The following is a 26,105-nucleotide window of genomic DNA, read 5'->3' as shown; positions in this document are numbered from 1 at the left end:
ATTATCCTTGGACGTTCATTTCAGATCTTGAGGCAGCAGTGCCTCTGGCATGTTTTGGAAGCATACAGGCCGAAGGAAACGTCGGATCGACAGAGTACCCACCGAGGTCGCACCAAAATTTGTCGAGGCCGGATAGGGGCCGCCATGGACCATCGTGTCAGATACTTCGACGCCGGTCGGAAAGCCGTTGACCAAAACTCGCCCCGCCTTGCGCTCAAGGATTGGCATCAAGGCCTGCGCCTGGGCGGTGTCGTCTTCACTCATATGGACGGTGCAGGTCAGCTGCCCTTTAAGTCCCTTCGCAACAGCAGTCATTTCGGCCGCATCTTCTGCTTCGACAACCAGGCCCAGCGGACCGAAGACTTCCTCGGCCAACGCATCATTTGCCAACCACTCACGCGCAGTGACGCGGAAAAGGTACGGCGTTGCATTGCGCAGGACGCAGGTGGTGGTGAGGATTCCCTGCACGCTGGAATTGGCGCGGATCCGGTCGCGCCCATCGCGATAGGCTGCGGCGATCCCGTCAGTCAGCATTGTCTGCGCGCCAACCTGCTCCAATGCCTTGGTAGCTGCCGCAACAAAACGTTCGGCATCTGCGCCCGACTGCACGACGGCAATCCCTGGATTGGTGCAGAACTGGCCGGCTCCCATAGTCAAGGAGCCGGACCAGCCCTCGCCCATTGCCTCAGCACGGGAGGAGAGAGATCGTGGCAGCAGGAACATCGGATTGACTGAGCCAAGTTCGCCAAAGAACGGGATAGGCTCTTCGCGGGATGCGCACAGATCGAACAGGGCCCGCCCGCCACCCAGCGAACCGGTAAAGCCAACCGCCCTAACCAATGGATGCTGAACCAGCGCAGCTCCTACGTTCCGCTTGCCTCCTTGGATCAGGTTGAACACGCCAGGGTGCAGATCCATCGCCTTCACGGCCTTGTCGATGGCTTGAGCCACCAGCTCCCCCGTTCCCGGGTGCGCTGAGTGGCCTTTGACCACTACAGGGCAGCCTGCGGCCAATGCTGCTGCGGTGTCACCCCCTGCGGTCGAGAAGGCCAGTGGAAAATTCGAAGCACCAAAGACCGCAACCGGGCCAATGGGCCGCTGAACCATATACAGCTCAGGCCGCGGCAGCGGCTGCCGGTCAGGCAAGGCGCTGTCATGGCGACGGTCCAGATAATCGCCTTTCAGGATATGCTCTGCGAACAAGCGCAGCTGGCCGACAGTCCGACCGCGCTCACCGGTCAAGCGAGCCTCGGGCAAACCTGTCTCCTGGCTTCCGATCTCAGTGATTTCATCTCCAAGGGCGTCAATTTCATCCGCAATCCGGTGCAGGAACGCCGCACGTTTTTCCACGCCAGAGTAGCCATAGGACCAGAAAGCCTCTTCAGCCGCCTCACAGGCACGTCCGACAAGATCCACCGTTCCGACAGCAAAGCTATGGGCGGAGCCGTGAGCAGGCTGTGATGAAAAAGTGCTGGCGCTGCCTAGCCATTCGCCGGCAATCAGATGTTTTCCGTTTAGCATGAGTGTCTCCGTTCAGAGCAGGCCACGGCGGGCCAAATTGCGCATCAGATGCGAGGCTGCGAAGTCCCAGGGCGGGCATTCGGTAGAAAGGCGCACGGTATTGACCAAAGCACCCAGATCAGAGTTTGAAATGGTCACGACGTCGCCCATTTTGTGCGTGAAACCACCCCCGGGGTGATCACGGTCCTGGGTTGGAGCGAAAAGGGTTCCCATCATCAGCATGAAACCATCGGGATACTGGTGGTGCGCACCATAAGCCTGCCCAACCAGGTCAAGCGGGTCGCGGCTGATCTCGGCCATTGTGCTGTGACCGTCCATCACAAAGCCATCCTCCCCGGTAACCCGCAAATCAAGTTCCGCTTTACGCACATCCGCGATCGAATAGGTTCCATCAAAGAGGCGAATGGCAGGTCCTACCGAGCTGGCAGCATTGTTGTCTTTTGCCTTTCCAAGCAGCAGCGCCGAGCGGCCTTCGACATCGCGAAGGTTCACGTCGTTGCCGAGCGTGGCACCCTTGACCTCACCCCGGCTGTTTATCGCCAGAACCACCTCCGGTTCCGGGTTATTCCAGCGCGACATTGGATGCAGGCCGACGCTTGCACCCCAGCCAACCGAAGACAGCGCTTGAGCCTTGGAGAAAACTTCTGCATCCGGGCCAATTCCGACTTCAAGGTATTGCGACCAGGCTTCCTCGGCGAGAAGCGCGTTCTTCAATTGAATTGCTTGGTCTGACCCGGGAACAATCCCGGTCAGGCTATCGCCTAAAATAGTCTCGCAGCGCCCGCGGATCACCTTGGCCTTGGTAGGATCACCGAGTGCCTGCTCTTCAATCACCCGCTCCAACATTGAGGATACAAAGGTCACGCCACATGCTTTAACTGGCTGCAGATCGCAGGGCGCCAGAAAATAGGGTAATTTAGGATCAGGCCGTTCGACGGAACTCTCCTCGAGCTCGCCCAGCGTGCAAACTGCTTCGCCTGAGGCAGACTTGATCCAGCCCGCCGGATCGTCCTGCTCAAGCAGGTCGCGTACTGTTGCCACTTCACGCGAGGTCACATCGACAATGCATCCGTCGCGCAAGTGGCAAACCGAAGGCCCTGAAACCGCTGGATTCCAGACCCGCAAAACAAAACAGCCCTGGTCAGGCAAACCGATATGCATATTCGTATCTCCAAGTGCTGTTACGCCAGTTTGACCGCTCAGAAGCGCCCGTAGGTCAGGTAGGCTTCTTTCGGATCCGTCCCGCTACGGATAGCCGAGCGGACCTTGTTCTCGGTGTTCATCACTTCCTCGACCTCAACCACGATCTCTTCTGCGATTTCACCTGGGATAAGGATGGCCCCATCAATGTCGGCAATCAGAAAATCCCCGGGCTTAACGACAACGTCACCGATCTGCACAGGGACTTCCATTTTGTCGACCGACCATGCGCCCACCACATCGCGGGCGGTGTAGAAGCGATGGAAAACGGGGAAACCGATGTTACGAATGAAATTGCTGTCCCGACACCCGCCATTGGTCACATATCCGCGCACACCGCGCATCTGGAGCGTCTCGGCAGACAGTTCCCCCATCATCGCGATGTCGTCAGTGTGGCCATTGCAAACTACGACATGGCCAGACGGCGCTGTTGAAAGGAAACCCGTCCAAGCCAGCAGAGCATCATCAGCACTAATCCCAGGTTTTGGTGTTCCTGAAATTGTGAAAACGGGACCAGCAAGAACATGAGTATCGTCAATCGGCCGGATGTCTTTGGGCAGAACAGTATTGTCTATCCCTCTCTCGCGCAGGGCGTCATAAACTGCACCGCTGTAGCATTTTGCAAGGCGTTCGGTGAGAGCGGCTTTTTTGTCATTATCTGTCATGGGTTTTCCTCCAAGTGACTTAATTTACAAGAGTTAGTAGGTGGCCCGGCCGCCAGACAGATCGAATACAGCTCCAGTGGTGAAGGAGTTTTCAGGTGAAACCGCCCAAACGATCATCTTCGCGGCCTCTTCGACTTCCAGGAACCGGCCACGAGGGATTTTGGAAAGCATATAGTCAATGTGCTCCTGGCTCATCTGGTCGAAAATCCGGGTCCGGGCCGCAGCCGGCGTCACGCAGTTTACTGCAATATCGTAGCCAGCCAGTTCCTTGCCCAAGGACTTAGTCAAGCCGATCACCGCGGCCTTGGAAGCCGAATAGGCGGAAGCATTAGGATTGCCGTCTTTGCCTGCGATGGACGCGACATTCAGGATGCGTCCATAGCCTTGCTCTCGCATTCCAGGAACGCAGACGCGGTTCACATAGAATGTGCCGTTCAGGTTAATGTCGATGATCTTGCGCCAAGCTTCGGGATCGTAGGTGTCCAGCGGTTCGTTGGGACCTGCGATCCCAGCACTGTTGATCAAAATCGAAGGAATTCCCGCTGCCTCGCAAGTACGCTTGTAGGCCGCTTCCACCGAAGACAGATCGGTGATATCGCAGTCCACCGCGAAAGCATTGCCGCCCAGAGCAGCCATTGCGTCCCCGTTGCTTGCATCAATGTCCCAGCTGACGACCTTCGCACCTTTTTCGATCAGAAGCCGAGCCGCAGCCAGGCCTATTCCCTGCGCACCGCCGGTTACGATTGCAACTTGGTTTTCCATCACTTTGTCCTCCTGATGAAAATCACGGCTACAGGCAGCCTTCATTCACTGGGCTTGCCTTTTGAGACCGATATGGATGTAGGCCTCGGGAAAAGATGGACCGGGCAACCAATATAGCTGGCCCAGGAACAGCGCCAATGGGGTGAACGGCCTGGCGCCGGGGAGAAGGTCAGCACTGCACAACGTCCTGGCGCTGCACGCCCAGGCCTTCGATGCCGAGTTCCATCTTGTCGCCCGCCTTAAGGTATACGGGCTCAGGCTTGATCCCCATGCCCACACCCGGAGGTGTGCCGGTGGAGATGATGTCGCCTGGCTGCAGGCTCATGAACTGTGACAGGTAAGAGACGATGTGAGCCACCCCGAACACCATTGTGTTCGTGCTTCCGTCCTGGCGGCGCTCTCCGTTCACTTCCAGATACATCGGCAGATTCTGCGGGTCAGAAACCTCGTCGCGGGTCACCAGCCAAGGTCCAATAGGACCGAACGTGTCGGCAGATTTGCCCTTGGTCCACTGCCCTGCGCGCTTGTTCTGGAAATCACGTTCGGAAATGTCGTTGATCACGCAGTAGCCCGCAACATGTTCGAGAGCTTCTGCCTCATCGACATATTTTGCCTCTTTGCCAATTACGACGCCCAGTTCAACTTCCCAGTCGGTGGCCTTCGAGCCGCGGGGGATTTCTACCGTGTCGTTGGGACCGCAAATTGCCGAAGTCGCCTTGGCAAAGATCACCGGCTCCGGCGGCACCTCCAGCCCACTTTCCTCGGCATGGTCGGAGTAATTGAGCCCAATACAGATGAACTTGCCAACACCGCCGACGCAGGGCCCATAACGGTCGACCTCAACGGCAGGCAGCGACGACAGGTCAGCTTCGGCAATGCCGGCCAGGCCTTGATCCGTCAGAACCTCACCGGCAATGTCATCCACCAAGCCGGACAGATCGCGGACAACACCGTCAGCGTCGACGATACCGGGTTTTTCGTGCCCTTTCGGGCCATAACGCAAAAGTTTCATGATAGTCTCCGTTCAGAGGGCCCAGCCGCCGTCGATGATATGGGCCTGGCCCGTGGTGAATCCGCTGGCATCCGAGGCAAGGTAAACTGCAAGCGCTGCAATTTCGTCTGCATCGCCAACGCGCCCCATAGGCTGGCGCGCGATGAATTGCTCCCGCGCCGCCTCGTAATCGCCCGTGGCCCGCAACCGGTCGTGCAGCGATGGGCTATCTACGGTGCCAGGGCAGATCGCATTGCAACGGATGCCTTGGGTTACGTAGTCAGCAGCGATCGCCTTGGTCATGCCGATGACCGCTGCCTTGGACGCGCAATAAACAAAGCGGTTTGGAACGCCCTTCAAGGAGGATGCCACCGAGGACATGTTGATGATCGACCCCTTGCCCTGTTCAAGCATGCCCGGAAGGACTGCCTTACACAGGCGGTACATGGCCTTGGCATTCAGATCGAAGGCAAAGTCCCAATCTTCCTCGGTGCTATCCAGGATGCTGCCGGTATGGACAAATCCAGCGCAATTGAACAGCACATCCAGCCTACCAGCTTCAGGCAGTACCCGCTTGATGTCTTCGGGATCGGTTGCATCCAGTTTCCATGCGGTAATGCCGTCAATCGCATTGAGCTCAGCTAGCGAAGTCTCATTGATGTCTGTGGCAATGACCGAGGCGCCAGCCTGGGCAAAGGCCTCGGCGCTGGCACGCCCGATACCCTGCCCAGCGGCAGTAATCAGCGCGGTTTTACCCTCAAGGCTGAGTTGATACGTCATGTCTTTCCTCCCCGATATTGAGGCATCACTTCGAGAGGAACGGCTCGAGCCGCTTGAAGGCCTCTTCCAGCACTTCTGCCGGCTGCGCGTAGCAGAGCCGCAAATAACCTTCTCCCTGCGGACCGAACGCCACGCCCGGCGCTAGCCCGACCTTGGTCTGCTCAAGGATTTCACCAGCCGCAGCGAAGCTGTCAGTCAGCCCGTCAACTCGGAAGAAGCAGTAGAAAGCACCATCAGGCTCAATGAACTCCACCCGCGAAAAAGCGTTGAGGCGTTCTGCCGTGATTTCATACCCTGCCTGGATTTTGCTCAACAGGCTGGCAATTTCCTCTTCGCCGCCGCGCAGGGCTGCAATACCCGCCTCCTGGACAAAGCCGGCTGTGCAGGACGTGTTGAACTCGGTCAACTGACCCAGCTTCCCCTCGAACGCGGCGGGAGCCACGATCCAGCCAAGCCGCCATCCGGTCATCGACCAGCATTTTGAAAACGAGTTCACAGAGATCAGCTGATCCTCAGGCTCTGCAATCGACAGGAATGAGGGCGCGTGACGCCCATGGCGGTAGAGCCGGGAATAAACGTCATCGGCAACGATCCAGATGCCGTGCCGGCGGCAATGCTCCAACACCAGACGCTGCTCCTCGGCCGACATGGTCCAGCCGGTGGGGTTGTTGGGCGAGTTAATCACCACCGCTTTGGTGCCCGGTGTCAGCGCCGCGATCAGCTCTTCCACGTCGAGCGCCCAATGACCGCCCTTCGGCACGATTGCCACGCTCGCAATCTCTGCACCGGTCGCCTTGAAAGCACCGATGATATTGGGCCAGCCCGGCTCCACTGCGATAACCCGGTCGCCGGGAGTCACAAGAAATTCAGCCGTCAGCATGAGGCCTTGCATTCCGGAAGGGGTGACTGTGACCTGAGCCGGTTTCAGACGGCTGCCCAGAAGTTCGTTGCTATAAGCACAAATCGCTTGCCGCAGCGCCATCGCGCCATTGTTCGGCTGGTACATATGATTGCCAGCCTTGAGCGCGGCAATTGCAGCGTCCACAATCAGTGAATTGGTCGGCCAGGCGCCTTCACCGAACCAGAGCGGCAACACGCCGTCTTGCTTCATGCCAAGCTCTGCAACCTCGCGGATCTTGGAGGCTTCCAAAGCCCGCGCACGGGACGAAATCGAGTTCAATAGTGTTGCGTTGTCCATAACGAAGATGTCAGTCAAAACGGCCCGTCCTGTCGATTGTTAAATCGATTGAAATCATAGGCAATATGCCTATACACTAGGCAATCTGCAATTTGGGACGGGCTTGGATATCAATGCGTGATAAGATCGACGAGCAAATACTTGAAGCGCTGCGCAGGGACTCGCGTGTGCCCGTCACCGATCTTTCGAGGAAGGTTGGCCGTTCGCGCACTGCGGTGCAGGCAAGGCTTTCAAGACTGGAGCAAACTCAGCAGATTCTTGGCTACACAATCAAGGAACCTTCGACCGTTGAAACAGGCGGCATAGGGGCAATTGTACTGATAAACATGGAAATCCGCAGCAAGGGGGAAGCAGCAGCACGCGAATTTGCGACCATGCCAGAGGTTGCAAGTTGTCTAAGAATCGTAGGAGACCACGACTTCGCGCTGCTCATCAATCCCATCGAAAAGCCGCGTCTGAATCTCGTGCTGGAGCAGATCTATAAAATCGATGGTGTCAAGCGTACCGAGACGATCATGGCTCTCTCCAAAGAGTTCTAAACGACTACCGGCTTCTATGGTTACTGAACCAGACCGAGTTTACCGGAGACGTTTGAGTTTGTCATTCTACGGCGATCTTAGCCGCGCAATCTGCGTTGTAGAAGTTCCTTTCTGCTGGTGCGGGTGAGATATACCCGAGCGGGCCGAAGAGGCGCTTTTCGTTGCACCAATTGACCCAATTGAGGGTTGCCATTTCCACGTCTTTCTTGCCACTCCACGGGCCTTCGTGTTCGATGACCTCAGCCTTGTAGAGGGCGTTATCGTAACTGTCCCCGCTACTGCCGACCGAGGCACCGACCTTCGCCTCGTCAAGGCGCTCGGAATACTTGATCGACAGGTATTGAGCCCCGCGGTCCGCATGTCTTCGAGAAAGCACTTGCGCAGCGCGGGTACATAATGTTCCACCATCGGAACCTCCTGTCATCAGATTGAGAAGGTCCCAATCTGATGACAGGTGCGCCAATCTACAAAATCGCAGCACTTCGCTTACAGCACACCGCTCGCCTCGTTCAAGCGCCGCGCAATCTGGTTGACGTTGTTGCCGGTGCGATTGAGCGAAGCCGAAACCCGCAACAGATCAATCGTAGGCCGCGTCCACTATAAACTCGACCCCAAGTTCTGCACGGGCTAGCTTGGCTTCGCCGCAGGCACGGGCTGGCGCGTGACATACGGTTTGACATAGGCCGCAGGCATGAGCCGCACATCATGACCAATTTCGGTCAGCTCGCGCGCCCAGTGATGGGCCGACCCGCAGGCTTCTTTCCCGACAAGGCAACTCGGCAATTTCTCGAAGAACTTAAGCAACTGCTTGCGTCGAATTGTTCGATTGAAAACAATCGCCCCGTCTGCGGTGATGCCGTGAGCTTGGAAGACGTCCTTACCAAGATCCAGTCCAACTGTTGTAACTTCCATGGTGGGGTTCCTTTCCTGTCAGAAGATGACTTCTACAGTATGCCGCAAAGCGCGACGGTTGGCTGCAGGCGCCATCCACCCCATCCGCGTCTGAGTTGTCAGACCAGGCTGCGGCGAAACTACAGTTTCGGTCTCAGCCAAATCCGCGCTGTCGAGCGGCTGCTTCGGTGATTTGCGCTGCGCTGCCACATCGAACGTGCCGCAGATGCAAACGGATGCTGCGTCAGCAACATGCCCAAAGGCCAATGTCTGGAGAGTCCGCAGCCTTGCCATCCGACACTGGAATTTGAACGTCCGGAATGTGCGGTTTTTGACCTACCGCATATGCGAAAGACCGACTCTCGCTAAACGGCAGGAACGGGCTCAACGAGCCTGTCGAGGCGCTGAATATTAGCCTGAAAAAATCTCTTATTTTCAATGATCCTAACAGGACAAACACGCGCTGCAACCAAATGTTGAAGTACAAGTTCCAGGGAATGCAAATCCTAAGCCCGAGCGAAAGGCCGCAGCAGTCTGCAAATAAATCGATAGAACTAAAACTCATGCTTCCATCATACTTTTGAGGGAACCAGTCTATCCAGAAGCATCCGGACTTGAGTTCAAGATTAGATTTCTGTGTTCCAGATAGACTTGGAGAGAGGAGTTTTGCAGAAATTCAGTAGCATCATTGGTTGGGCGCGCAAGTCTTGCTTCTATAAACGCAAGAATACACACAACAACAAGCCCGGCTAGTATCCAAAGGTACGCGAAAAGCCCTAGTAGATCTGGGCTGGTAACTTGAACGGCTATCGGAGGGGTGAGAAGAAGAATTGTAAGCATCAAACCTTTTTTCAACTTCTTCTGCTTCTGCAAATAATCCGTAGATATTTCTTCAACCTCATGCTCCAGCCTACGCACCCATGACAAGTACTCGTCTTCTAGTTGGCCACGTAAATAATGGCCGCAACGACAAAACTCTCTAGAAAGATACTCAATCCCTCCGCAGGCCTCACATTCCGTGGCATTCGGGCAACCTCTAGTCGGCCTAACTCCGTTGGAGCTTCCAGGTTGGTACGGTGCATCAAGTTGGGTCTCTTCTAGGATGCTATCTACCTTGCCCAACACGCCCACTTTGCGCGGCCTCAATTGCTCGGCTTTTCGCAAAACTTCGTTCTCTAACATCAAGCGACTAACCTTAAGATGGTGTCAATTCTGGCTATATCGGGCACTTGGTTAAGGCCCTCAATCGTTTCGGGGCTCAGAGCTTCTTTGAAAAGAAAATCTATAGCGTCCCATTTCTTTTCGGGTGCTACAACAAGGCCGCGATTAATTATTCTGTGCTCAACTGCGATTCCAAGTTTACGATAGGCATGCGCCATTTCCGAATGTCGGCGGCTTTTGCCTTCAGCAGTGTCCCCTTCGAGCATCCAGAGCGGATCGACATCGAATTCTTCATAAACCTTCAGAAGTAGGGTGGCGGTTAGGTCGCGTTGGCCACGTTCATAGTACTGATATGCACTTCGACTGATGCTAAGTCGTTGCGCCATTTCTTCTTGTGACAGACGCGCCTCGGTTCGGACAGCCGCAAGGCGCACCCCTAGGTCAGGAACAGTCATGATGTACCTTTTTGTGGTTGCATTGACCACGATTATGGTTATCTCTATTCAATGTAACCGCTCATAGAGGCATTTAGTTCGTTTTAGGTAGCATTATCGTAGTTTTGTTTCGATCTGAACGCAAAACGAAAATTTTGCCTCGATATGTGTGCAGTCATTGAGGAGTTGAAATTGCAAAAAATTCTCGAGACACCAAGGGAATTAGCTGAACGAGTGGGCATCCCCGTTTCAAACGTTCGCTATCTAATCCGCGAAGACATGCTGGATCATATTTATACAGCCCCAGGCCGACGAAACCCCAAGATTCCCAATGGTGCGTGGGAACGATACCTCGATCAATTTACGGTGAAAGCATGCCCCGCAAACCGACCCCGCCCCGCCTTGCACGCGACCGAAAACGCCTCGCCGATGGCAATTGGTACATCTACTGGACCGAAGGGGGACGCAGCCGTGAGCACTCGACTGGCACTGGGGATCGCGACCAGGCTGAACTCTACTTCGCAGAATGGAAGCTAAGGCGCTTCAGGCCGGATCGCGCGGTCGAGCCACACGAATTCTATGTGACTGACGCAGTTTCGCACTATCTGGCGAAGCGATTTGACGACGTTACTGACCCGGAGCGTTTGGCCAATGCAGCAAAGCCAATCATCAGGTTTTTTGATGGCTATGCCGTGGGCGATATCAACGATGTGCTCATTAAAGAATACTGCCAGAAACGCCGGAAGAGCCGTCGAGACAAGGGGCTGAAGGACGGCACCTTGCGAAGGGAGCTCAGTTTGCTCTCCACTGCTATCCGGCGTGCCGAGGAAGATCAGCTAATCACGCGCAAAATAACGGTCCGACTACCTCCGAAACCCGAGGGTCGTATCCGATTCCTGACATGTGATGAAGCGCTAAGGCTAATCCGGGTATCGCGGAGCTTCGATACGCCTCTGGAGGATGGCGTGCCGACCGAGTCAAAGACTGAGCACCTGACTCTGTTTCTTAGGATCGGATTGCTGACCGGCCAGCGAAAGGAGGCGATCCTATCCTTGCGCTGGTCTGATATCGATTTTCATAGCAACATCATCTACTGGAACCCCGTTGGACGGCGCCGCACGAAAAAGGAACGCCCGAGTTCTAGGCTGCCTGCGCGTCTGAAGAAGCACCTGCTATGCCGACGAAGGCGGTTTCCGGTAGACGAATTCGTAGTCACCCATCGCGGCAAGTCACTGCAGAACGTCAAACGCGCATTTAGGACTGCCGTTGTGGCGGCAGGCTTGGAGACCGAGGGGGACCGAAAAGTCGTTCCACACACTCTGCGGCACACCTGTGCGACCTGGCTAATGCAAAAGGGGGCGCCCAAGTGGGACGCCTGCGGCTTCCTGGGTATGACCCACGAAACGCTTGAGAAGAACTATGGGCATCATCACCCTGATCACCAGAGAGGAGCGGCGGATGCAATCTGATATCCAGATCATTTCCGGATATAGATCGGTACAAACGTGAACAAAGGAACAGTGAAATGATAGTACATTACAATAATTACAATGGGTTAAAGTCAGGCCCGTTCCTTCGGGAGGCAGGGGTCGGAGGTTCGAATCCTCTCACTCCGACCAATAAAGCAAGGTTTCAACTGCAAAGATTTTTTGCTGTTTGACCAATAAACCTACTTTTCCGCACAATTTGGTTCGAGGATTCACTGCATGAATCCAAGGTGATAGCTGTGTGGTATGAACTGCTTTACTCCCACGAAGTCAAAATGACGAACTGGTTGGCCTACAATGAAGCGTTGAAACGGCTCGGCGCAAGGAATGAGGCCCTGCGCGCCTCTAGAAACCTCTGTCGCGCCATCAGGTAAAATTGAGACAACGAGCATCGCTGGAGGCGCGTCGAGGGCAAGATAAATTGTATCAAATTGCTCGGCCGGTGCTTGGTGGTTTGCGACTTCAACCAGCAAGTCACAGAGTTACTGGCCCCTATCGACATCCTGAACGGTTACACAGCGAACGACATACAAATCACAAAGCGCGCAGGATATATTTGCCTACGCCCGTGGGCGGCGGCGATCATGCAGCTGTCATGAGAATGTTGATCAAGACTTCAAAGCTCCGCGATGTTGATATCCGTCGCGTGTGCGAAGTGGCACACCATGTCCTGGGCGTCGTCATTCCAGCGCCCGCGCACGCCCCTGAGGCTCTTTCGCCGAAGGTGAGATAGGCCCCAAGATCAGGTCCGTAATTAACTGTGGTCGATGAACAGGAACCGGTTTCTCTGTATCGCTGGCTTCTGGAAAACAACCTGTAACCGCAAGCCTTGTTTCTTGGTGGCTCTGCCAAATCTGTCGCTCTGTCTGGCGTAATAGTCGTATTTAGCTTTCGCAATTTTTGATTATTGCTGATCATCAGGGTGAATTTGATGTATTCTTGCTGAATGTGCTGGGAATTGACCAGGAGAACGACCCAAACAAAGCGCTTATACAAAATTAGAAGCGACTAGGGAGGAATTTGATGATGTACTATAGGCTAAAGGCGGTCAGGGGCTGTCGGATAATGATAGCTGCGCTGTTTTCTACTCTCTCTTTGAGTAATGCGATGGCGCAAAGTAACTCTGAGAGCGAAACCACAATCCCAGAGCCCGGGCCGTCCATCACCTTCACATCCTGGACCGGCCCTTACATGCGAAGTCAGATGCTTGGGTTTGTGCGCCCTTATGAGCAAGCCAAAAACGCTGATGTGCATGTTGCACATTACAATGGTGGCATCTCGGAAATCCGCGATCAGGTCGAAAGCGCAAATGTGATTTGGGATGTGGTCGACCTTACGCAAGCAGATTCACTTCGCGCCTGCGAAGAGGGCTTGCTGGAGAACATATCTGACATAGAACTGCCTGATGGCGTCGATGGCACACCATTTCGAGAGGATTTTGTCGAAGGTGCCCTGAATGATTGTGGCGTAGGAGTCATCGTATGGGGCACCGCATATGCGTATAACAATTCTCAATTCGCAGAAACGCCTCCATCAACCATTTCGGATTTCTTCGACACAGAAACCTATCCTGGGCCACGTGCCATCCGAAATGATCCGACAGTGATCATGGAATGGGCCCTTATGGCCGACGGCGTAGCCCGCGATGATGTGTATCCAACGCTCGAAACCGAAGAAGGTGTTGAGCGCGCGCTGAAAAAGATGGACGACATAAAAACCGGCCTGCAAATCTGGGAAACCGGGCGTGAACCCGTACGTCTGCTGAACTCTGGCGACATTGCGATGTCATCGATCTGGGCCACTACCGGTGCAACGGCCGCCCAGGAAGACGGTTCCGATTTTACGGTCAACATGGACGGCCGTGTGATTGAGCTGGATCTGTTCGGAATACCAAAAGGAAGCCAGAATAAAGAAGAAGCCATTGATTTTATTCGCTTTGCTAGCAGCTCAAATTCGCTGGCCGATATGGTCGGGTACCTGCCAAATGGTCCAACCCGAAAATCTTCGATGACACTCCTGTCAGACGACGTTTTGGAGCGCATCCCGAACGGTCCGGCGTATGAAGACAATCTTTACATTCTGTCGGACGCCGAGTGGTGGGCCACCAACCACGGGCGCCTGGAAGAGGCGTTCCAGTCCTGGCTCGCAACCTCCGCCCGTCAGGGCGCTGCGGGTTCAACACGGTAAGCCGAAACAACAGGTCTAAGAGGTGCAAAATGAGTGATCAATCAACACAGAAACCTGACAATCTTGTAGCAAAGAGCGGCTTGTTCAAAGGTATGAATCCGACGATGGGTATCGCTTCGATGGTGATGATATTGGGGTTTGTGTTTTTCACGATCCGTGATGTTGAAGCTTCAAGTGCGATCTTTGCGACAGGTAAAGACTTCATCATCGGTAGCCTGGACTGGTTCTATGTACTGGTCGTTAACGCGGCACTGTTTTTCGTAATTTGGCTTATGATCAGCCGGTTCGGACACGTGAAGCTGGGCAAGGATGATGACGAGCCAGATTTTTCAACGTTTTCATGGATTTGCATGCTGTTTAGTGCGGGCTTGGGATCTGGTCTGATCTATTGGGGTGTTGCAGAGCCAATGTTCCATATCCAAGGCAGCCCATTCCTTGAGCGGGCGGGAATTGAACCAGGTTCGGTTGACGCCGCGGTTTCTGCGGTAACGATCACGAATTTCCACTGGGGTTTCCACGGTTGGGCCCTTTATGTGCTGGTTGGCCTCTGCCTTGCATATTTCTCGTACCGCCATGGGCTTCCTCTGACTTTGCGCACCGCTCTTTATCCTGTGCTGAAGGAACGAATCTACGGTCCCTGGGGTCATCTCGTCGATCTGATTGGCGTATTTGGTACAATCTTTGGCCTCGCAACCTCATTGGGGTTGGGCGTCACACCAATAGCCGCCGGTCTTGAGGATCTTGGCTGGATGGCAAACACCCAGACAAATCAGTTGATCCTCGTCGCAATCATCACCTGTCTTGGCACGGCTTCTGCTGCATCAGGTGTTGGCAAAGGCGTTCGTATCTTGTCTGAAGCCAACGTTATGGCAAGTGTTGGCCTGCTGCTCCTGTTCATCATTCTGGGACCAACGGCATTCCTGTTGGGCATAACCATATCCGGATTTGGAGATTACCTCTGGACGGTGATACCCATGGGTTTCTGGATCAACGGTGAGCCCGAAAACCAATGGCAGAGCTGGTGGACGATCTTTTACTGGGGCTGGTGGATCGCATGGTGCCCGTTTGTTGGACTGTTCATTGCGCGGGTATCAAAGGGGCGGACGATCAAGCAATTCTGCTATTGCGTTCTTCTTATTCCAACCTCAGTCGTGATGCTCTGGATGGGTGTCTTTGGTGGCGCAGCAGCCGGGGTCGATCTGTTCTACGACGCAGGTGTCGTCGAGGCGGTCAACAATGACTACGCCGCTGGCGTATTCCAAACGGTCAAAGGATTTGGCTACACATGGTTGGTGTACCCGATCACAGTGTTGATTACGGTTCTGCTGATTTCGTGGTTTGTCACGTCTTCTGACTCGGGGACACTCGTGATGTGCACAATGCTGTCGATGGGTGACGAGCATCCGCCAATCAAGTTCCGTGTATTTTGGGGTATTACCGCAGGCGTTGTTGCCGGTGTCCTAATGCTGGCCGGTGGGTTGAGCGCGCTACAGACAGCGTCCATCGTCGCAGGGCTACCAATCGCTGTGATCTTGTTGTTCATGATCTATGGTATTGTCTCGTCGCTTCACGCTGAGCATCCAGTGCCCGATGTTGAGGATAAGTACGAAATGGAGTTCCTCAACAGATAGGCAGCCATTGTGGTTCAATTTGTCGAGAGGCAGTTACATCTGCCTCTCGACAATTACAGACATGGGTTTCGACCTGTCCGCGAAGCTTTTCTCGTTCTGATGTGAAGTTTGCCAAACTTTCTGGGAGCAAACGAATACGAAAGAACCTCTGCCTAATGGTTTCCACCAGCATCTCTGCTACCCGCGTGGTACAGCAACTGGATAGGCTTGTCGGCTCTCCATGGTGAGCCTCTCACACAATCTCGACCCGTGAACCAAAGGTACATTGTGGGGGATAGTCCGATCCTGGTCGTGATGGAGCGGTTTCTTTCGCCCATGCCTTCCATTGTCCCTTAAAGGTAATGCCCAAAGCCAAAAAACCAGGTTCGGAATGGAATGCAGGCTAAGTCTTCCGCCGTTTCGGGACAGAATCGCCACCTTTTGTAGATTTGGCCGCTGCGACTCGCGCTCGGTTCTTCTTGCTGCTTGACTTACCTTTGGGTGGAGGTGGACCCTTTGATGCTGTTCGGGCAGATTTGATATCGCCGCCTTTGGCTTCAGATTTACCGCCCTTACGTGCCTTTGGCTTTGCACCAACCGGTTTGAACAAGGCATCTGCCTCGTCTTTCGAAGCACGCTGGCGTTCTACTTTGGCTGATTTGACGGCCCTTGTGGAACGTTCTGCAGGGCTGGAAGGTGCCCGGCCCTCGGGTTCAGGCTTGCGACGTCCATAGGTTGCAGTGCCGCTCCGTTCGGTCGGAGTCGTATCTCGTTTGCTCGTAATCGGTTTGCCTTTTTGCTTTCCGATGGGCTTGGTCCGGCCAGTTGCAGCAAAGTCCGGTGCCGTGTCCAGACGCACGAGATTCTTGACCTTTTCGATCTTCATCTCGGGCCCAACGGCTGTCAGAAACCCTTCGACGCTGGGCTCACGGATCTCGAAATAGGTCACATCATCGGCAATCCGGATGGCCCCAATGTCATCCTTCGTCAGATTGCCTGACTTGCAGATCATCGGCAGCATATAACGCGGCGACGCATTTTGATTGCGCCCCTCGGACAGCGAAAACCAGACGCTGGGGCCAAAGGCCGCGCGCGGTTTCTGGCTTTGCTGATCGACCGTCGACAACTCTTCTGGCGCGGAATGACGCAGCTTGTACTGCCGCAGGTAAGCTGCTGCAATCTGCTCAGGGGTAAAGCTTTCTACCATTTTCTGAACTGCTGCGCGTTCACTTTCCGTGATCTCTGCTTGCCAGTCATCTGATGCGAACATTCTCACCTGATCGCGTTCGGTCACCTCTTCGGCTGACGGGGCTGTCCCCCAATCGGCGGTCAGCTTGGCGAATTTCAGAATACGTTCCGCCTTTTTCCGCGACGCGGGTGCAACCACTAGTGCGCTGACACCCTTGCGCCCGGCCCGGCCTGTTCGACCCGAGCGGTGCAGCAGTGTTTCATGGCTGTTTGGCAGTTCCGCATGGACCACCAAATCAAGGTTAGGCAAATCAATACCGCGGGCGGCAACATCCGTTGCCACACAGACCCTGGCACGCCCATCGCGCATGGCCTGCAAGGCGTTCGAGCGTTCGCTCTGGGTCAATTCTCCGGATAGGGCGACGACCGAAAAGCCCCGGTTTGACAGGCGCGCTGTCAGACGTGACACCATCGCGCGGGTATTGCAGAACACGATGGCGTTCGGCGCCTCATAATAGCGCAACACATTGATAATTGCATTCTCGCCGTCGCGCGGGCCGACCAACATAGCACGATAATCGATATCGGCGTGCTGCGTCTTTTCGCTGACGGTGCTCACACGTTCTGCATCGCGCTGATACCGTGTCGCCAAATTGGCAATCGCACGTGGGACAGTGGCAGAAAACAGCAAAGTCTGACGGTCTGATGGTGTTTCATCCAGAATGAATTCCAGGTCCTCTCGGAACCCGAGATCCAACATCTCATCGGCCTCATCAAGAACCACGGCGCGAATGGCCGTCAGGTCGATCGAGCCCCGCATGATATGATCCCGCAGCCGTCCCGGAGTGGCGACAACAATATGCGCGCCACGTGCCAAGGCACGACGTTCGTCCCGGATGTCCATGCCCCCAACGCAAGACGCCAAAAACGCGCCCGCATCGGCAAACAACCAACTCAGTTCACGCTTTACCTGCAGCGCCAGTTCCCTTGTAGGTGCAACAACCAGTGCCAGCGGCGCGCCTGCGGTCTCGAATGTCTCAGCGTCACCCAAAAGTCGCGGCGCAATCGCCAGGCCAAACCCGATGGTTTTTCCCGATCCGGTTTGGGCCGAAACCAGCATGTCCTTCCCCTCCAGTTCGGGCCGGGTTACAGCCTGCTGAACTTGGGTTAAGGTGTCATAGCCCTTGCGAGCCAGCGCATTTGCAATGGTTTGTTTCACAGCGGTGGTTCTTTTCATCGGTCAGGAGATGGGATTGTGCGGTATTGCAATCAATGCATCATCCATGGGTAAAGACAGCCCCTTAACGAGTGTCTTGACTATTGTATAGCCACGAACCGGGACAGATGCGCTGAAAATCCGGTATCCTGTCCGTACTGCTCCCTTTCAGTAGCGGCTTGAGACCCTCGCCGCTTTCGGTTCAATTTGTTGAGACGCGGCAGAAGCGCAGGCTTGGGATAGTCAAAACAGGCGTTTTTCTGTAGAGCTTTCAACCGTCTGTAAACCCGCTGTCCCTGTCGGGCTGGCGGTCAACGTGACTACTCCTTCGGGAAATCTACTACAAGCAGTCGGATTCGATGGCTTCTACGACCACGTTATCTTCGAATTTAGGGCATGACGTTGAGCCAATGGCGCGGTCCCTCTTGCGTCTATGCAGACGCCAGCCGTTTCATTGCGCTCATGAGAGGCATAGCCCGCACACCTCCCTGCCCCTGCACTTCCTTGTCGTTGGCATAGACAAGGATGCGCTCTGAGGCGTCCAATTCTTCTGTCGCGATGTGAAACCCACGCGTGACCTTCGCTGATGTCGTCCGCTTGATCTCTATGGCCCAGAGGCCGCCGCGGGGAAGTTTCAACATCAAATCCACCTCAGCCCCTGCTGAAGAGCGATAGAAGCTTGCTTCTGTTCCGCGCGGTGCCGCGGCGATCAGGTTTTCGATGCAGAACCCTTCCCAACTACCGCCGACAACCGGATGCCCAAGCAGGTCTTCCGGTGTTTCGATCCCAAGAAGCGCATGGGCCAACCCGGAATCGCGAATATAAACCTTGGGAGATTTGACCAAACGTTTTCCGGCATTGGAATGCCATGGCTGCAAACGGCGCACCAGCATCAGGTCGACCAGCAAATCAAGATAGCGGGCAACGCTCTGGCCCGATACGCCAAGGTTTCCCGCGAGTTTCGCCGCATTGAGTAACCCGCCTTGCTCATGGGCAAGCATTGTCCAGAACCGGCGCAATGTTTCCGCCGGGATGCGCAACCCAAAAGCCGGAACATCGCGTTCCAGATAGGTGCGGATGAAATCCTCGCGCCATGCCAGGCTGGTTTTGTCGTTCTTGGCAAGGAAGCTATCTGGAAACCCACCCCGCAACCACAGCGCAGAGATCGAGTCCGCTCCGGTTTCCGACAAAATGAAAGGCGTCAGCTCGTGATAGCTGACCCGGCCAGCCAAAGATTCTGCGCTTTGGTGCAAAAGCGTGTTCGAGGCCGACCCCAGCAGCAGGAATTGCCCAGTCCGATACCCTTGTCTTCGTCGTCGGTCAATCTGACCGCGTAATGCCTTAAACAGGCCGGGCATAAGCTGAACTTCATCGATCACCACCAGGCGCCCAACCTGCTCGTCGAGATAGAGGTCTGGCTCTTCGAGCACCTGGCGATCAGCAGATCTCTCCATATCAAGATAGACAGCGTCACGGCTTTCAGCGATATCCTGCGCGAGGGTTGTCTTCCCAACTTGCCGCGGCCCAAGCAGGACTACACCCGCCTGGTTCTCGAGAGAGTCTTCAACTGACTTTCTATCACCGCGCTTGATCATACCTTGCATTTATTCCATTTGATGGAAGATTTACAAGGATAAAATTCCAAATTACTGTCCAGTGAAACCCTATCGTCTCGGCCCTTCACCCCAGAACCATGAAACGCAAGTCTGGACCTTAGGTCGAGCATAATCGTGGAAAGCTGCGTCCCATTTGATCAAGAGAAAATAGAACCTGAGTACGTTCTTCTTTCTTAACTATTAAATTTGAAGAGTCCTCTTTGCATCCCTCAATTTCATTTCCATTGCCCTGAAGGGCGAAGCCAACTAGGTACTTGCCGCGCACAAACCCCTAAGAACCTGCGAAAAATCAAATCGCAGAAAGGACCAGGATCATGACCATACCAGCAATCAAAAACGCTGACACAGGCACGCTGGCTGGCTCGGGAATGCATATTCTGGTCGATCATTACGGCAGCCTATACCTAACCGACGTAATGCACATCGAAGAGGCACTGACCCGCGCGGCGCGGGAGGCTGGCGCAACGATACTGTCGGGCAAGTTCCACAAATTTGGCGGGCATGGCGGTGTGACCGGAGTGTTGTTGCTGGCAGAATCCCATATCTCGATCCACACTTGGCCGGAAAATGATTATGCCGCCATCGACATCTTCATGTGTGGCACAACGCAACCGGACAAAGCGGTCGCATATCTTGAGAAGCACCTGCGCCCTGCCCGAGTTGAAATTACGCGCGTCAACCGCGGTTTACCGGAACCAGTAGTCCCAACCGTCTAAGTAATATCCCATCAGTGCGTGCGATTGCAGTGTATTAGGTTCGGCATCAACCCGGTCGGTATCACCGCCAAAAATCTGTGCCGCGCGCCAAACATCATCGTCGAAATAGCTCAGCCCATCAGGCAGTTCGATTCTACGGTCGGTCAATGGTTCAAATGTAGCCAGAACAAACCCCCATTCGCCGAAGCTCGGCACGTAGCTGTGATAGGGAACCGCCTGCAGTCCCCGCCCGGGTCTTTGCGGATTGCGGCTGCTCTCGATCGTTTCGGCCACCGACCAAAAGGCCTGTCGGGCAAAGAACGGTGATCCGGCCTGAGTGACAAAGACCCCCTGCCCGCTTAGCCGTTCGGCCAGCAAGCCGTAGAATTGCTTGGTGTATAGTCTGGACAAGGCGATGGATTTGGGGTCTGGCAGATCAATGATCACCACGTCGTAAATCTGGGTTTCCCGCTCCAGAAACCTCCAGGCGTCTTCATTGACAACCGTCACGCGCGGGTCGCTGAGAGCATTGTCGTTCAGCTTGGACAGATCTGGATGGTCGCGAAACAACTGCGTCACACGCGGATCAAGATCCACCAGCGTCACGGACTGCACCTCGGGATAGCGCAGCACCTCGCGCGCGGCCATGCCGTCTCCACCCCCTAGGATCAGAATGTCACGCGCGCGCGGCGCAAGGGCCATGGCCGGATGCACCAGTGGCTCGTGATAGCGGTGTTCGTCAAGGGAATCGAACTGGATCGAATGATCCAGAAACAGGCGCACCCGGTCGCGGTACCGGGTGACGGTGATCTGCTGATACGACGTGGCCTCGGACAGGATGACATCATCTTCGAACAGTTCGGCCTCGGCGACCGAGACCAGCCGTTCGGACTGCCACAGTGCGCCCAGTGTTGCCACAAAGGCCACCGCCCAAACCGCAACCTGGACTCGCGTGGCCCATTCCCGAAACACCAACAGAGACAGGCCTGCGACGGCAAGGTTCAACCCTCCAAAGGCCAGGCTGGCCGACATCAGTCCCAGATATGGGATTACCAGCAGTGGAAAAGCCAGCGAGGCAACCAGCGCACCGATGTAGTCGACGCTCAGCACGTTTTCAAAGCGGAACTTCAACGCCCCAATCTGTTCCAGAACACGGGCGATCAAAGGGATCTCCATCCCCGACAGGATACCAATGGCAATCAAGGCGCCGTACAGCGGCAGGGCCACCTGCCCCATCCACGCGTAGTTCAGAAACAACACCGGCGCCAAAAATCCGCCGACAATGCCCAAAAGGATCTGAGCCCAGACAAATCCGGAAAACGCATCCGAGACAAAGCGCGATAGCCAGGCCCCGACCCCCATTGCTGACAGAAAGATACCAATCACCAGCGAGAACTGGCGGACGGAGTCCCCCAGCAGATAACTGGAGAGTGTGGCTGCAATCAGCTCATAGATCAGACCGGCGACGGCCACCAGAAAGGTGGCCAGCAACAACCACGCGGCGCGCGCCTCAACCGCGCGGGGCGGGGTCATGACAAGATGACAGCCGCAATGATGATGGAAACTGCTACAAACAGCAGCCCGATCAGGATCGCCAACGCGATGTTCTGATCTTTTTCGATCTCGTGCACGACCGAGAAGGGTGTCATCCAGTCGATCACCTTCCACACGACCCACATCAGCGTCACGCCCAGAAGGGTGTAGAAGATTGTGCTGATGATTTCTGCAATCTGAATTGCTGCTATATAATCCATTGATTCCTCACTATTTTATCCGATTTGACCGATAGTACCCGCCGCCACCGCTGCCGACCCGAACCGAGGTGTCCAAGTCACGGCTTTCGGCCCAATACCCATGCCACGAGACATAACCTGTGGCAGCCACGGCCAGAGTTGAAATGACGACGAAAATGATCCTGAAAGCTGTCACTTTAATCCTCATTTACCCAATCAGTTCCCGACCACCGGGCGCGTTGATGCAACCATTTGCGCCCGAACTGAAACAGGAACAGCGCTCCAAAAACCCCGGCCAGCGCGAATGTCCAAAGACCACTGGACAGTCCGGTTTTGACACTGACCTGCAACTGGCTGAACGGCTGCCCCGGTACATGGCCTACGCCCGACCCGGTCCAAAGCCCCTGCTCAGGCACGTCTAATACCAGTGTGTAATCGCCTGTGCGATCTGGTCGAAACGTCAGGCTCGCAAATTTGCTGCCTTCGCTCCACGATCCTTCCGAGTCGCGCCCGGTGTAATATTCGATCGTTCGGCCCGCCTCGAATACTGGCTCTCCTTCGGGATCAAGCAGCTCGATGTCCAGATAGATCCAACTGTTTTTGACATTGCCCGAGAAGGAAACGCGCGTCAGTTGGCTGTCGGCTTCAAGCGGGATTGTGATTTCGGCCGGGAAGTCGCCACGTTTTAGCGCCTGACGCTCTATCGCCCTCTCCCCTGATCGTTGAGAGAAAGAGACCGCCATCACAAGACAGAGGATCGTAAACACGAATGATACGACCAGCAAAAATCTATAGTTTGGGCCCTCGATGAAAGGTTGCAGCGGATGCACCCGATGTGGGTTCAGGTTCAATGAAACCCCAAAAGCTGCTTCGGCCTGCTGTTTCGAAACATAGAACGAGCGATAGGTCTCACGCTCGGACCCGGTGGTCGAAAACCCCAGCATCGCCGTATCAGACATCGCCGAAATTGTGGTTGTCTTTTCCCCCAGTGACGGCGGCCAGGTGAATTCACCCTCAACATAGGTGACCGCGCTTGTGGTGGTCTCGTAATACACAAAGCGCCCATCCTCGATCGTCACAGAGGGAGGGGATTCCGCCGTCTCAACCCACCGCTCCGACATCCAGGCCGATCCGCGATAGCGTCTGGAAAACACCAGATGACCCGCCTCAAGCGTCAGCCAGGCATAGCCGTGAGTTGGCGAATAGAGCTGATGGTCTATCCATTGGTAGACCCGTCCGCCCCAGCGCTCGGCATGTTCGATCAGACCAATTATGGTGAACTCGGCACCATACAACGACCCACTCATCCCAATCGAAAGCGGGGTTTCCGGGCGTTTCTGATCCTTGAACTGCCGCAATGTCCGATAGTTGTTCTGTGCATCCAGCTCGGCCCCGCAATACGAACAGATCTGCACGATCACCCGGCCACCGCCCAGTACATCCAGACCGGCGCCGCAGCAGGTGCAGTTGATCGAAAGAAGACTTGGATCTCGGGTCATGGCTGCCGCTGAACCTTCACGTCAAATGCGTCATACCACCGACCGTAGAACCAGATCGCTTGACCGGGCCAGAATTCGCCGGACAACAAAGCCTCGTCCCCGGCGGAAGCGTTCACGAATTCATGGCTTTCCCCGACCTGAAGCACCTCATCGAACTGTCCACGCAGCGCGATACATTCGGCATGTTCAACTTCGGTAACCGTGAATGTGGCCGCGTCGAAATCCAGCGTTTCGCCCAGCTTGAACGGAGGCATGAATTTCGGCGTGTCCTTTTCGGTCAAGCGTTTCTGCCGAACGACATCTCCCTCATCGAGCGATATCCAGCAGGTGCGGCCATCACCATCGACACCGCAGAACTCATCCCAGAACCCCCGCCCGTAGGAATAGCGCGCATGACCAAGAATCAATGTCGACGTTCGACCCAGTTGCACTTGATCGCCTATCCCGAACAAAAGCGGTGCATCGTGCATCTCACCCTGCTGGCCCGCCGATTGAACCTGGACATCATTGATCATCAACGTCGTACCGCAGGACGCACAGGTGGCAACCTTTATCCCTTTCAGCGCAATCGGGGTTTGCGCACCGCAGTTTGGACAGTTCAAAGTCTTCATGCTTTCAAGTCGCGCAAAGAAAATGAAAGTTCAAGCCGTTATTGGTTCTGGAGAATACACGTCCGGTGCCGCCTCGCCCTTGTTGCCAGAATTCAAACAGAACCACTTAGGTGGAACTGAACATGCTGGCGGTTCTGTTAGAAGTGCCGTCAGCCCCAGCAATCATCTGAGTTAGTCGTGAAATAGGATTTCAGCTGCGTCTTTGCTTATGGTTGTGCCCTTCCTGCCCGCAACGATATCCGCCAGATCGGCCAGTGCGCCGATGGCTGCGGATTTGCCGGTAAGCCGCGCAAACTGGGCGGCGGCCTCGACCTTTGGGCCCATCGAACCGGCAGCGAAATTGAACTTGGCCATGGCCTTTGGTGAGGCGGCTTTTATGCCACGCTGAGTATCGGTACCCCAGTCCAGATAGGCACAATCAGCATCCGTTGCCGAAATGAACAAATCGGCCCCGACCTCTCGGGCCAGCAGCTCCGAGGCCAGATCTTTGTCGATCACCGCTTCTATCCCCTCCAGATAACCCGGAGAAGTATAGGCCGTGGGAATGCCACCGCCACCGGCACAGATCACCACGGTTTGCCGTTCCAGCAGCCATTTAATCGGCCTGATTTGAAAAATCCGTTTCGGCAGCGGAGAGGCAACAACCCGTCGCCATTTGTCACCATCCGCACGAATTTGCCAGCCCTTGTCGGTGGCCAATCGTTCAGCCTCGGGTTTGTCATATACCGGACCGATGAATTTTGTGGGGTCGTCAAAGGCGGGATCCTTGGCATCGACCTCAATCATGGTCAGCAGCGTGGCCAGAGGCGTCTCGGGCGGCAGACGGTTGCCCAACTCCTGCTCGATCATGTACCCGATCATGCCCTCGGTTTCCGCCCCAAGCACGTCCAGCGGATAGGCCTCATCCGGTTTATAGGCGTTGCCCTGTAGGGCCAGCAATCCCACCTGAGGGCCATTCCCGTGGGTCACAATCAACTCGTTCCCCTCGGCAATGGTGGCCAACGCCTGCGCGGCGATGGCTGTGTTTTCACGCTGGTTCTCGGCGGTCAGGGCCTGACCGCGCCGCAGCAGCGCATTGCCCCCAAGGGCGACGACGATCCGCATAGCTCAGGCCCCCAGAGTGGCGACCAGAACGGCCTTGATTGTGTGCATTCGGTTTTCGGCCTGTTCGAACTGAATACCGGCGGGGCTTTCGAATACCTCTTCGGTGACCTCCATTTCGGTGATGCCGAATTTCTCGTGGATATCTTCGCCCACTTTAGTCTCGGTATTGTGGAAGGCGGGCAGGCAATGCATGAATTTGACGTTTGGATTGTTTGCCGCTGCCATTAGCGCGCTGTTGACCTGATAGGGGGTCAGCTGCTTGATCCGGCTGTCCCAGACCTCGGGTGCTTCGCCCATCGAGACCCAGACATCGGTGTGGATGAAATCCACGCCATCCACGGCGGCCGCAGGATCATCGGTGATGGTCAGCGTCGCGCCGTAGCGCGCGGCGGCTTCTTCTGCCGGACGGCGGAATTCGTCGGACGGCCACAGATCACGTGGGGCGGCGATGCGGACGTCCATCCCCATCATGCAGCCCGCGATCATCAGCGAATGGCCCATATTGGACCGCCCGTCGCCCACATAGGCGTATTTGATGTCATGCAGGGGCTTTTCGCCAAATTCCTGCATGGTTAGCAGATCGGCCAGCATCTGGGTCGGGTGGAACTCATCGGTCAGCCCGTTATAGACCGGCACGCCCGCATTGGCGGCCAGAGTTTCCGCCAGTTCCTGCCCAAAACCGCGATATTCAATGCCGTCGAACATGCGGCCCAGCACGCGGGCAGTGTCCTTCATGCTTTCCTTATGCCCGATCTGTGACCCCGAGGGCCCAAGATAGGTGACACCGGCACCCTGATCCATCGCGGCCACTTCAAAGGCGCACATGGTCCGGGTCGAGGATTTTTCGAAGATCAGGCAGATGTTCTTGCCTTTTAGATGCTGGATTTCAGACCCCGCATATTTTGCGCGCTTCAGATCGCGCGACAGGTCCAGCAGATAACGCAGCTCACGTTGGTCAAAATCGAGCAGTTTCAGAAAGCTGCGGCCCTTGATATTAAATGCCATTGGTCAATCTCC

At 55.4% G+C, this 26,105-nt stretch carries 26 protein-coding genes and 3 pseudogenes; 6 read left to right on the top strand and 23 right to left on the bottom strand.

Annotated features, from left to right (window positions below; translation table 11 throughout):
• Positions 1-15: 15 nt before the first annotated feature.
• The 7 genes from AC2FIZ_RS10270 to AC2FIZ_RS10240 all read right to left on the bottom strand — a co-directional run bounded on the left by AC2FIZ_RS10270 (position 16) and on the right by AC2FIZ_RS10240 (position 7,117).
• The gene (locus AC2FIZ_RS10270) at positions 16-1,521 is read right to left on the bottom strand and encodes an aldehyde dehydrogenase (NADP(+)) (RefSeq protein WP_496705071.1); all 1,506 of its coding nucleotides are present in this window, start codon (positions 1,519-1,521) and stop codon (positions 16-18) included.
• A 12-nt stretch (positions 1,522-1,533) separates the two neighbouring features.
• The gene (locus tag AC2FIZ_RS10265; protein ID WP_106607286.1) at positions 1,534-2,682 is read right to left on the bottom strand and encodes a fumarylacetoacetate hydrolase family protein; all 1,149 of its coding nucleotides are present in this window, start codon (positions 2,680-2,682) and stop codon (positions 1,534-1,536) included.
• A 38-nt stretch (positions 2,683-2,720) separates the two neighbouring features.
• Positions 2,721-3,386, bottom strand: coding sequence for an RraA family protein (locus tag AC2FIZ_RS10260; protein ID WP_106607287.1), 666 nt, complete (start codon positions 3,384-3,386; stop codon positions 2,721-2,723).
• Between the two features lie 33 nt (positions 3,387-3,419).
• A complete protein-coding gene (locus tag AC2FIZ_RS10255; protein ID WP_106607586.1) occupies positions 3,420-4,148 on the bottom strand; it encodes an SDR family NAD(P)-dependent oxidoreductase in 729 nt (242 codons plus the stop codon).
• Positions 4,149-4,317: 169 nt separating this feature from the next.
• Positions 4,318-5,160: a fumarylacetoacetate hydrolase family protein gene (locus AC2FIZ_RS10250; RefSeq protein WP_106607288.1), complete on the bottom strand. Its 843-nt coding sequence runs from the start codon at positions 5,158-5,160 to the stop codon at positions 4,318-4,320.
• A gap of 12 nt (positions 5,161-5,172) precedes the next feature.
• Positions 5,173-5,919 carry an SDR family oxidoreductase gene (locus AC2FIZ_RS10245; protein ID WP_106607289.1) on the bottom strand — a complete coding sequence of 249 codons (747 nt, stop codon included), beginning with the start codon at positions 5,917-5,919 and terminating at the stop codon, positions 5,173-5,175.
• A gap of 25 nt (positions 5,920-5,944) precedes the next feature.
• Complete coding sequence (locus AC2FIZ_RS10240; protein WP_496676978.1) at positions 5,945-7,117, bottom strand: pyridoxal phosphate-dependent aminotransferase; 1,173 nt, start codon at positions 7,115-7,117, stop codon at positions 5,945-5,947.
• Positions 7,118-7,230: 113 nt separating this feature from the next.
• On the opposite strand from AC2FIZ_RS10240, the gene AC2FIZ_RS10235 reads away from it, so the two are divergent.
• Positions 7,231-7,656 (top strand): Lrp/AsnC family transcriptional regulator, encoded by a 426-nt coding sequence (locus tag AC2FIZ_RS10235; protein WP_496676975.1) that lies wholly within the window; start codon positions 7,231-7,233, stop codon positions 7,654-7,656.
• 61 nt (positions 7,657-7,717) lie between these two features.
• Here AC2FIZ_RS10235 and AC2FIZ_RS10230 read toward each other — a convergent pair.
• The 6 genes and pseudogenes from AC2FIZ_RS10230 to AC2FIZ_RS10205 all read right to left on the bottom strand — a co-directional run.
• A pseudogene (locus AC2FIZ_RS10230) lies at positions 7,718-8,017 on the bottom strand (IS3 family transposase); the annotation flags it as partial.
• Positions 8,018-8,142: 125 nt separating this feature from the next.
• Positions 8,143-8,229: a plasmid mobilization relaxosome protein MobC gene (gene mobC, locus AC2FIZ_RS10225; protein ID WP_367575553.1), complete on the bottom strand. Its 87-nt coding sequence runs from the start codon at positions 8,227-8,229 to the stop codon at positions 8,143-8,145.
• A gap of 4 nt (positions 8,230-8,233) precedes the next feature.
• A pseudogene (locus tag AC2FIZ_RS10220) lies at positions 8,234-8,320 on the bottom strand (RidA family protein); the annotation flags it as partial.
• Positions 8,314-8,568, bottom strand: a pseudogene (locus AC2FIZ_RS10215) (IS110 family transposase); the annotation flags it as partial. The pseudogenes AC2FIZ_RS10220 and AC2FIZ_RS10215, both read right to left, overlap by 7 nt.
• A gap of 573 nt (positions 8,569-9,141) precedes the next feature.
• The gene (locus AC2FIZ_RS10210) at positions 9,142-9,729 is read right to left on the bottom strand and encodes a hypothetical protein (protein ID WP_058281576.1); all 588 of its coding nucleotides are present in this window, start codon (positions 9,727-9,729) and stop codon (positions 9,142-9,144) included.
• Positions 9,729-10,163, bottom strand: coding sequence for a helix-turn-helix domain-containing protein (locus tag AC2FIZ_RS10205; protein WP_131726293.1), 435 nt, complete (start codon positions 10,161-10,163; stop codon positions 9,729-9,731). Before AC2FIZ_RS10205 ends, AC2FIZ_RS10210 begins: the two co-directional genes overlap by 1 nt.
• Positions 10,164-10,516: 353 nt before the next feature.
• On the opposite strand from AC2FIZ_RS10205, the gene AC2FIZ_RS10200 reads away from it, so the two are divergent.
• Positions 10,517-11,611 carry a tyrosine-type recombinase/integrase gene (locus tag AC2FIZ_RS10200; RefSeq protein ID WP_058281578.1) on the top strand — a complete coding sequence of 365 codons (1,095 nt, stop codon included), beginning with the start codon at positions 10,517-10,519 and terminating at the stop codon, positions 11,609-11,611.
• Between the two features lie 230 nt (positions 11,612-11,841).
• Here the strand turns inward: AC2FIZ_RS10200 and AC2FIZ_RS10195 are convergent, their stop codons facing one another.
• Positions 11,842-12,102, bottom strand: coding sequence for a hypothetical protein (locus tag AC2FIZ_RS10195; RefSeq protein WP_282027197.1), 261 nt, complete (start codon positions 12,100-12,102; stop codon positions 11,842-11,844).
• A gap of 634 nt (positions 12,103-12,736) precedes the next feature.
• Here AC2FIZ_RS10195 and AC2FIZ_RS10190 point away from each other — a divergent pair.
• Complete coding sequence (locus tag AC2FIZ_RS10190; protein ID WP_271948936.1) at positions 12,737-13,816, top strand: extracellular solute-binding protein; 1,080 nt, start codon at positions 12,737-12,739, stop codon at positions 13,814-13,816.
• Between the two features lie 29 nt (positions 13,817-13,845).
• A complete protein-coding gene (locus tag AC2FIZ_RS10185) occupies positions 13,846-15,447 on the top strand; it encodes a BCCT family transporter (protein ID WP_271948938.1) in 1,602 nt (533 codons plus the stop codon).
• A gap of 382 nt (positions 15,448-15,829) precedes the next feature.
• Here the strand turns inward: AC2FIZ_RS10185 and AC2FIZ_RS10180 are convergent, their stop codons facing one another.
• Together AC2FIZ_RS10180 and AC2FIZ_RS10175 are read right to left on the bottom strand one after the other, a co-directional pair.
• Positions 15,830-17,851, bottom strand: a complete 2,022-nt coding sequence (locus AC2FIZ_RS10180) for a DEAD/DEAH box helicase (RefSeq protein WP_281972900.1) — start codon at positions 17,849-17,851, stop codon at positions 15,830-15,832.
• A 410-nt stretch (positions 17,852-18,261) separates the two neighbouring features.
• Entirely contained in the window at positions 18,262-19,425 is a 1,164-nt protein-coding gene (locus AC2FIZ_RS10175) for an ATP-binding protein (protein WP_281972899.1), read from the bottom strand.
• A gap of 335 nt (positions 19,426-19,760) precedes the next feature.
• Between AC2FIZ_RS10175 and speD the strand changes: the two genes are divergently transcribed.
• A complete protein-coding gene (gene speD, locus AC2FIZ_RS10170; RefSeq protein WP_142636388.1) occupies positions 19,761-20,162 on the top strand; it encodes an adenosylmethionine decarboxylase in 402 nt (133 codons plus the stop codon).
• On the opposite strand, the gene AC2FIZ_RS10165 is transcribed toward speD, so the two are convergent.
• The 5 genes from AC2FIZ_RS10165 to AC2FIZ_RS10145 are packed head-to-tail and all read right to left on the bottom strand — an operon-like array spanning position 20,133 to position 23,888.
• Positions 20,133-21,674 (bottom strand): polyamine aminopropyltransferase, encoded by a 1,542-nt coding sequence (locus tag AC2FIZ_RS10165; protein WP_496790989.1) that lies wholly within the window; start codon positions 21,672-21,674, stop codon positions 20,133-20,135. The genes speD and AC2FIZ_RS10165 overlap by 30 nt on opposite strands.
• On the bottom strand, positions 21,671-21,895 hold the full coding sequence (locus AC2FIZ_RS10160; protein ID WP_142636390.1) for a DUF350 domain-containing protein: 225 nt from the start codon (positions 21,893-21,895) through the stop codon (positions 21,671-21,673). The genes AC2FIZ_RS10165 and AC2FIZ_RS10160 overlap by 4 nt, the downstream gene beginning before the upstream one ends.
• A gap of 10 nt (positions 21,896-21,905) precedes the next feature.
• Positions 21,906-22,070 carry a hypothetical protein gene (locus AC2FIZ_RS10155; RefSeq protein WP_185956671.1) on the bottom strand — a complete coding sequence of 55 codons (165 nt, stop codon included), beginning with the start codon at positions 22,068-22,070 and terminating at the stop codon, positions 21,906-21,908.
• A 1-nt stretch (position 22,071) separates the two neighbouring features.
• Positions 22,072-23,373, bottom strand: coding sequence for a DUF4178 domain-containing protein (locus AC2FIZ_RS10150; RefSeq protein WP_142636391.1), 1,302 nt, complete (start codon positions 23,371-23,373; stop codon positions 22,072-22,074).
• Positions 23,370-23,888: a DUF4178 domain-containing protein gene (locus tag AC2FIZ_RS10145; RefSeq protein ID WP_281995113.1), complete on the bottom strand. Its 519-nt coding sequence runs from the start codon at positions 23,886-23,888 to the stop codon at positions 23,370-23,372. Before AC2FIZ_RS10145 ends, AC2FIZ_RS10150 begins: the two co-directional genes overlap by 4 nt.
• On the opposite strand from AC2FIZ_RS10145, the gene AC2FIZ_RS10140 reads away from it, so the two are divergent.
• Complete coding sequence (locus AC2FIZ_RS10140; protein ID WP_496708006.1) at positions 23,881-24,159, top strand: hypothetical protein; 279 nt, start codon at positions 23,881-23,883, stop codon at positions 24,157-24,159. The two genes, AC2FIZ_RS10145 and AC2FIZ_RS10140, sit on opposite strands and share 8 nt — an antisense overlap.
• Here AC2FIZ_RS10140 and arcC read toward each other — a convergent pair.
• On the bottom strand, positions 24,156-25,088 hold the full coding sequence (gene arcC, locus AC2FIZ_RS10135) for a carbamate kinase (protein ID WP_281972893.1): 933 nt from the start codon (positions 25,086-25,088) through the stop codon (positions 24,156-24,158). The genes AC2FIZ_RS10140 and arcC overlap by 4 nt on opposite strands.
• 3 nt (positions 25,089-25,091) lie before the next feature.
• Positions 25,092-26,093 carry an ornithine carbamoyltransferase gene (argF, locus tag AC2FIZ_RS10130; RefSeq protein WP_496676934.1) on the bottom strand — a complete coding sequence of 334 codons (1,002 nt, stop codon included), beginning with the start codon at positions 26,091-26,093 and terminating at the stop codon, positions 25,092-25,094.
• Positions 26,094-26,105: the final 12 nt, after the last annotated feature.

The sequence above is a fragment of the Ruegeria sp. CDSB022 genome (assembly GCF_059611145.1).
Note: the sequence above shows the minus strand (reverse complement) of the source record. Positions and strands in the feature narration are given on the sequence as shown.

Coding starts and splice junctions, on each gene's coding strand:
- AC2FIZ_RS10255 (WP_106607586.1), bottom strand. CDS start 4,148: ATGGAAAACCAAGTTGCAATCGTAACCGGCGGTGCGCAGGGAATAGGC.
- AC2FIZ_RS10250 (WP_106607288.1), bottom strand. CDS start 5,160: ATGAAACTTTTGCGTTATGGCCCGAAAGGGCACGAAAAACCCGGTATC.
- AC2FIZ_RS10175 (WP_281972899.1), bottom strand. CDS start 19,425: ATGATCAAGCGCGGTGATAGAAAGTCAGTTGAAGACTCTCTCGAGAAC.
- AC2FIZ_RS10205 (WP_131726293.1), bottom strand. CDS start 10,163: ATGACTGTTCCTGACCTAGGGGTGCGCCTTGCGGCTGTCCGAACCGAG.
- AC2FIZ_RS10180 (WP_281972900.1), bottom strand. CDS start 17,851: ATGAAAAGAACCACCGCTGTGAAACAAACCATTGCAAATGCGCTGGCT.
- AC2FIZ_RS10200 (WP_058281578.1), top strand. CDS start 10,517: ATGCCCCGCAAACCGACCCCGCCCCGCCTTGCACGCGACCGAAAACGC.
- AC2FIZ_RS10235 (WP_496676975.1), top strand. CDS start 7,231: ATGCGTGATAAGATCGACGAGCAAATACTTGAAGCGCTGCGCAGGGAC.
- argF (WP_496676934.1), bottom strand. CDS start 26,093: ATGGCATTTAATATCAAGGGCCGCAGCTTTCTGAAACTGCTCGATTTT.
- AC2FIZ_RS10260 (WP_106607287.1), bottom strand. CDS start 3,386: ATGACAGATAATGACAAAAAAGCCGCTCTCACCGAACGCCTTGCAAAA.
- AC2FIZ_RS10190 (WP_271948936.1), top strand. CDS start 12,737: ATGGCGCAAAGTAACTCTGAGAGCGAAACCACAATCCCAGAGCCCGGG.
- AC2FIZ_RS10150 (WP_142636391.1), bottom strand. CDS start 23,373: ATGACCCGAGATCCAAGTCTTCTTTCGATCAACTGCACCTGCTGCGGC.
- AC2FIZ_RS10210 (WP_058281576.1), bottom strand. CDS start 9,729: ATGTTAGAGAACGAAGTTTTGCGAAAAGCCGAGCAATTGAGGCCGCGC.
- AC2FIZ_RS10160 (WP_142636390.1), bottom strand. CDS start 21,895: ATGGATTATATAGCAGCAATTCAGATTGCAGAAATCATCAGCACAATC.
- AC2FIZ_RS10145 (WP_281995113.1), bottom strand. CDS start 23,888: ATGATCAATGATGTCCAGGTTCAATCGGCGGGCCAGCAGGGTGAGATG.
- AC2FIZ_RS10240 (WP_496676978.1), bottom strand. CDS start 7,117: ATGGACAACGCAACACTATTGAACTCGATTTCGTCCCGTGCGCGGGCT.
- AC2FIZ_RS10265 (WP_106607286.1), bottom strand. CDS start 2,682: ATGCATATCGGTTTGCCTGACCAGGGCTGTTTTGTTTTGCGGGTCTGG.
- AC2FIZ_RS10185 (WP_271948938.1), top strand. CDS start 13,846: ATGAGTGATCAATCAACACAGAAACCTGACAATCTTGTAGCAAAGAGC.
- speD (WP_142636388.1), top strand. CDS start 19,761: ATGACCATACCAGCAATCAAAAACGCTGACACAGGCACGCTGGCTGGC.
- AC2FIZ_RS10165 (WP_496790989.1), bottom strand. CDS start 21,674: ATGACCCCGCCCCGCGCGGTTGAGGCGCGCGCCGCGTGGTTGTTGCTG.
- AC2FIZ_RS10270 (WP_496705071.1), bottom strand. CDS start 1,521: ATGCTAAACGGAAAACATCTGATTGCCGGCGAATGGCTAGGCAGCGCC.
- arcC (WP_281972893.1), bottom strand. CDS start 25,088: ATGCGGATCGTCGTCGCCCTTGGGGGCAATGCGCTGCTGCGGCGCGGT.
- AC2FIZ_RS10245 (WP_106607289.1), bottom strand. CDS start 5,919: ATGACGTATCAACTCAGCCTTGAGGGTAAAACCGCGCTGATTACTGCC.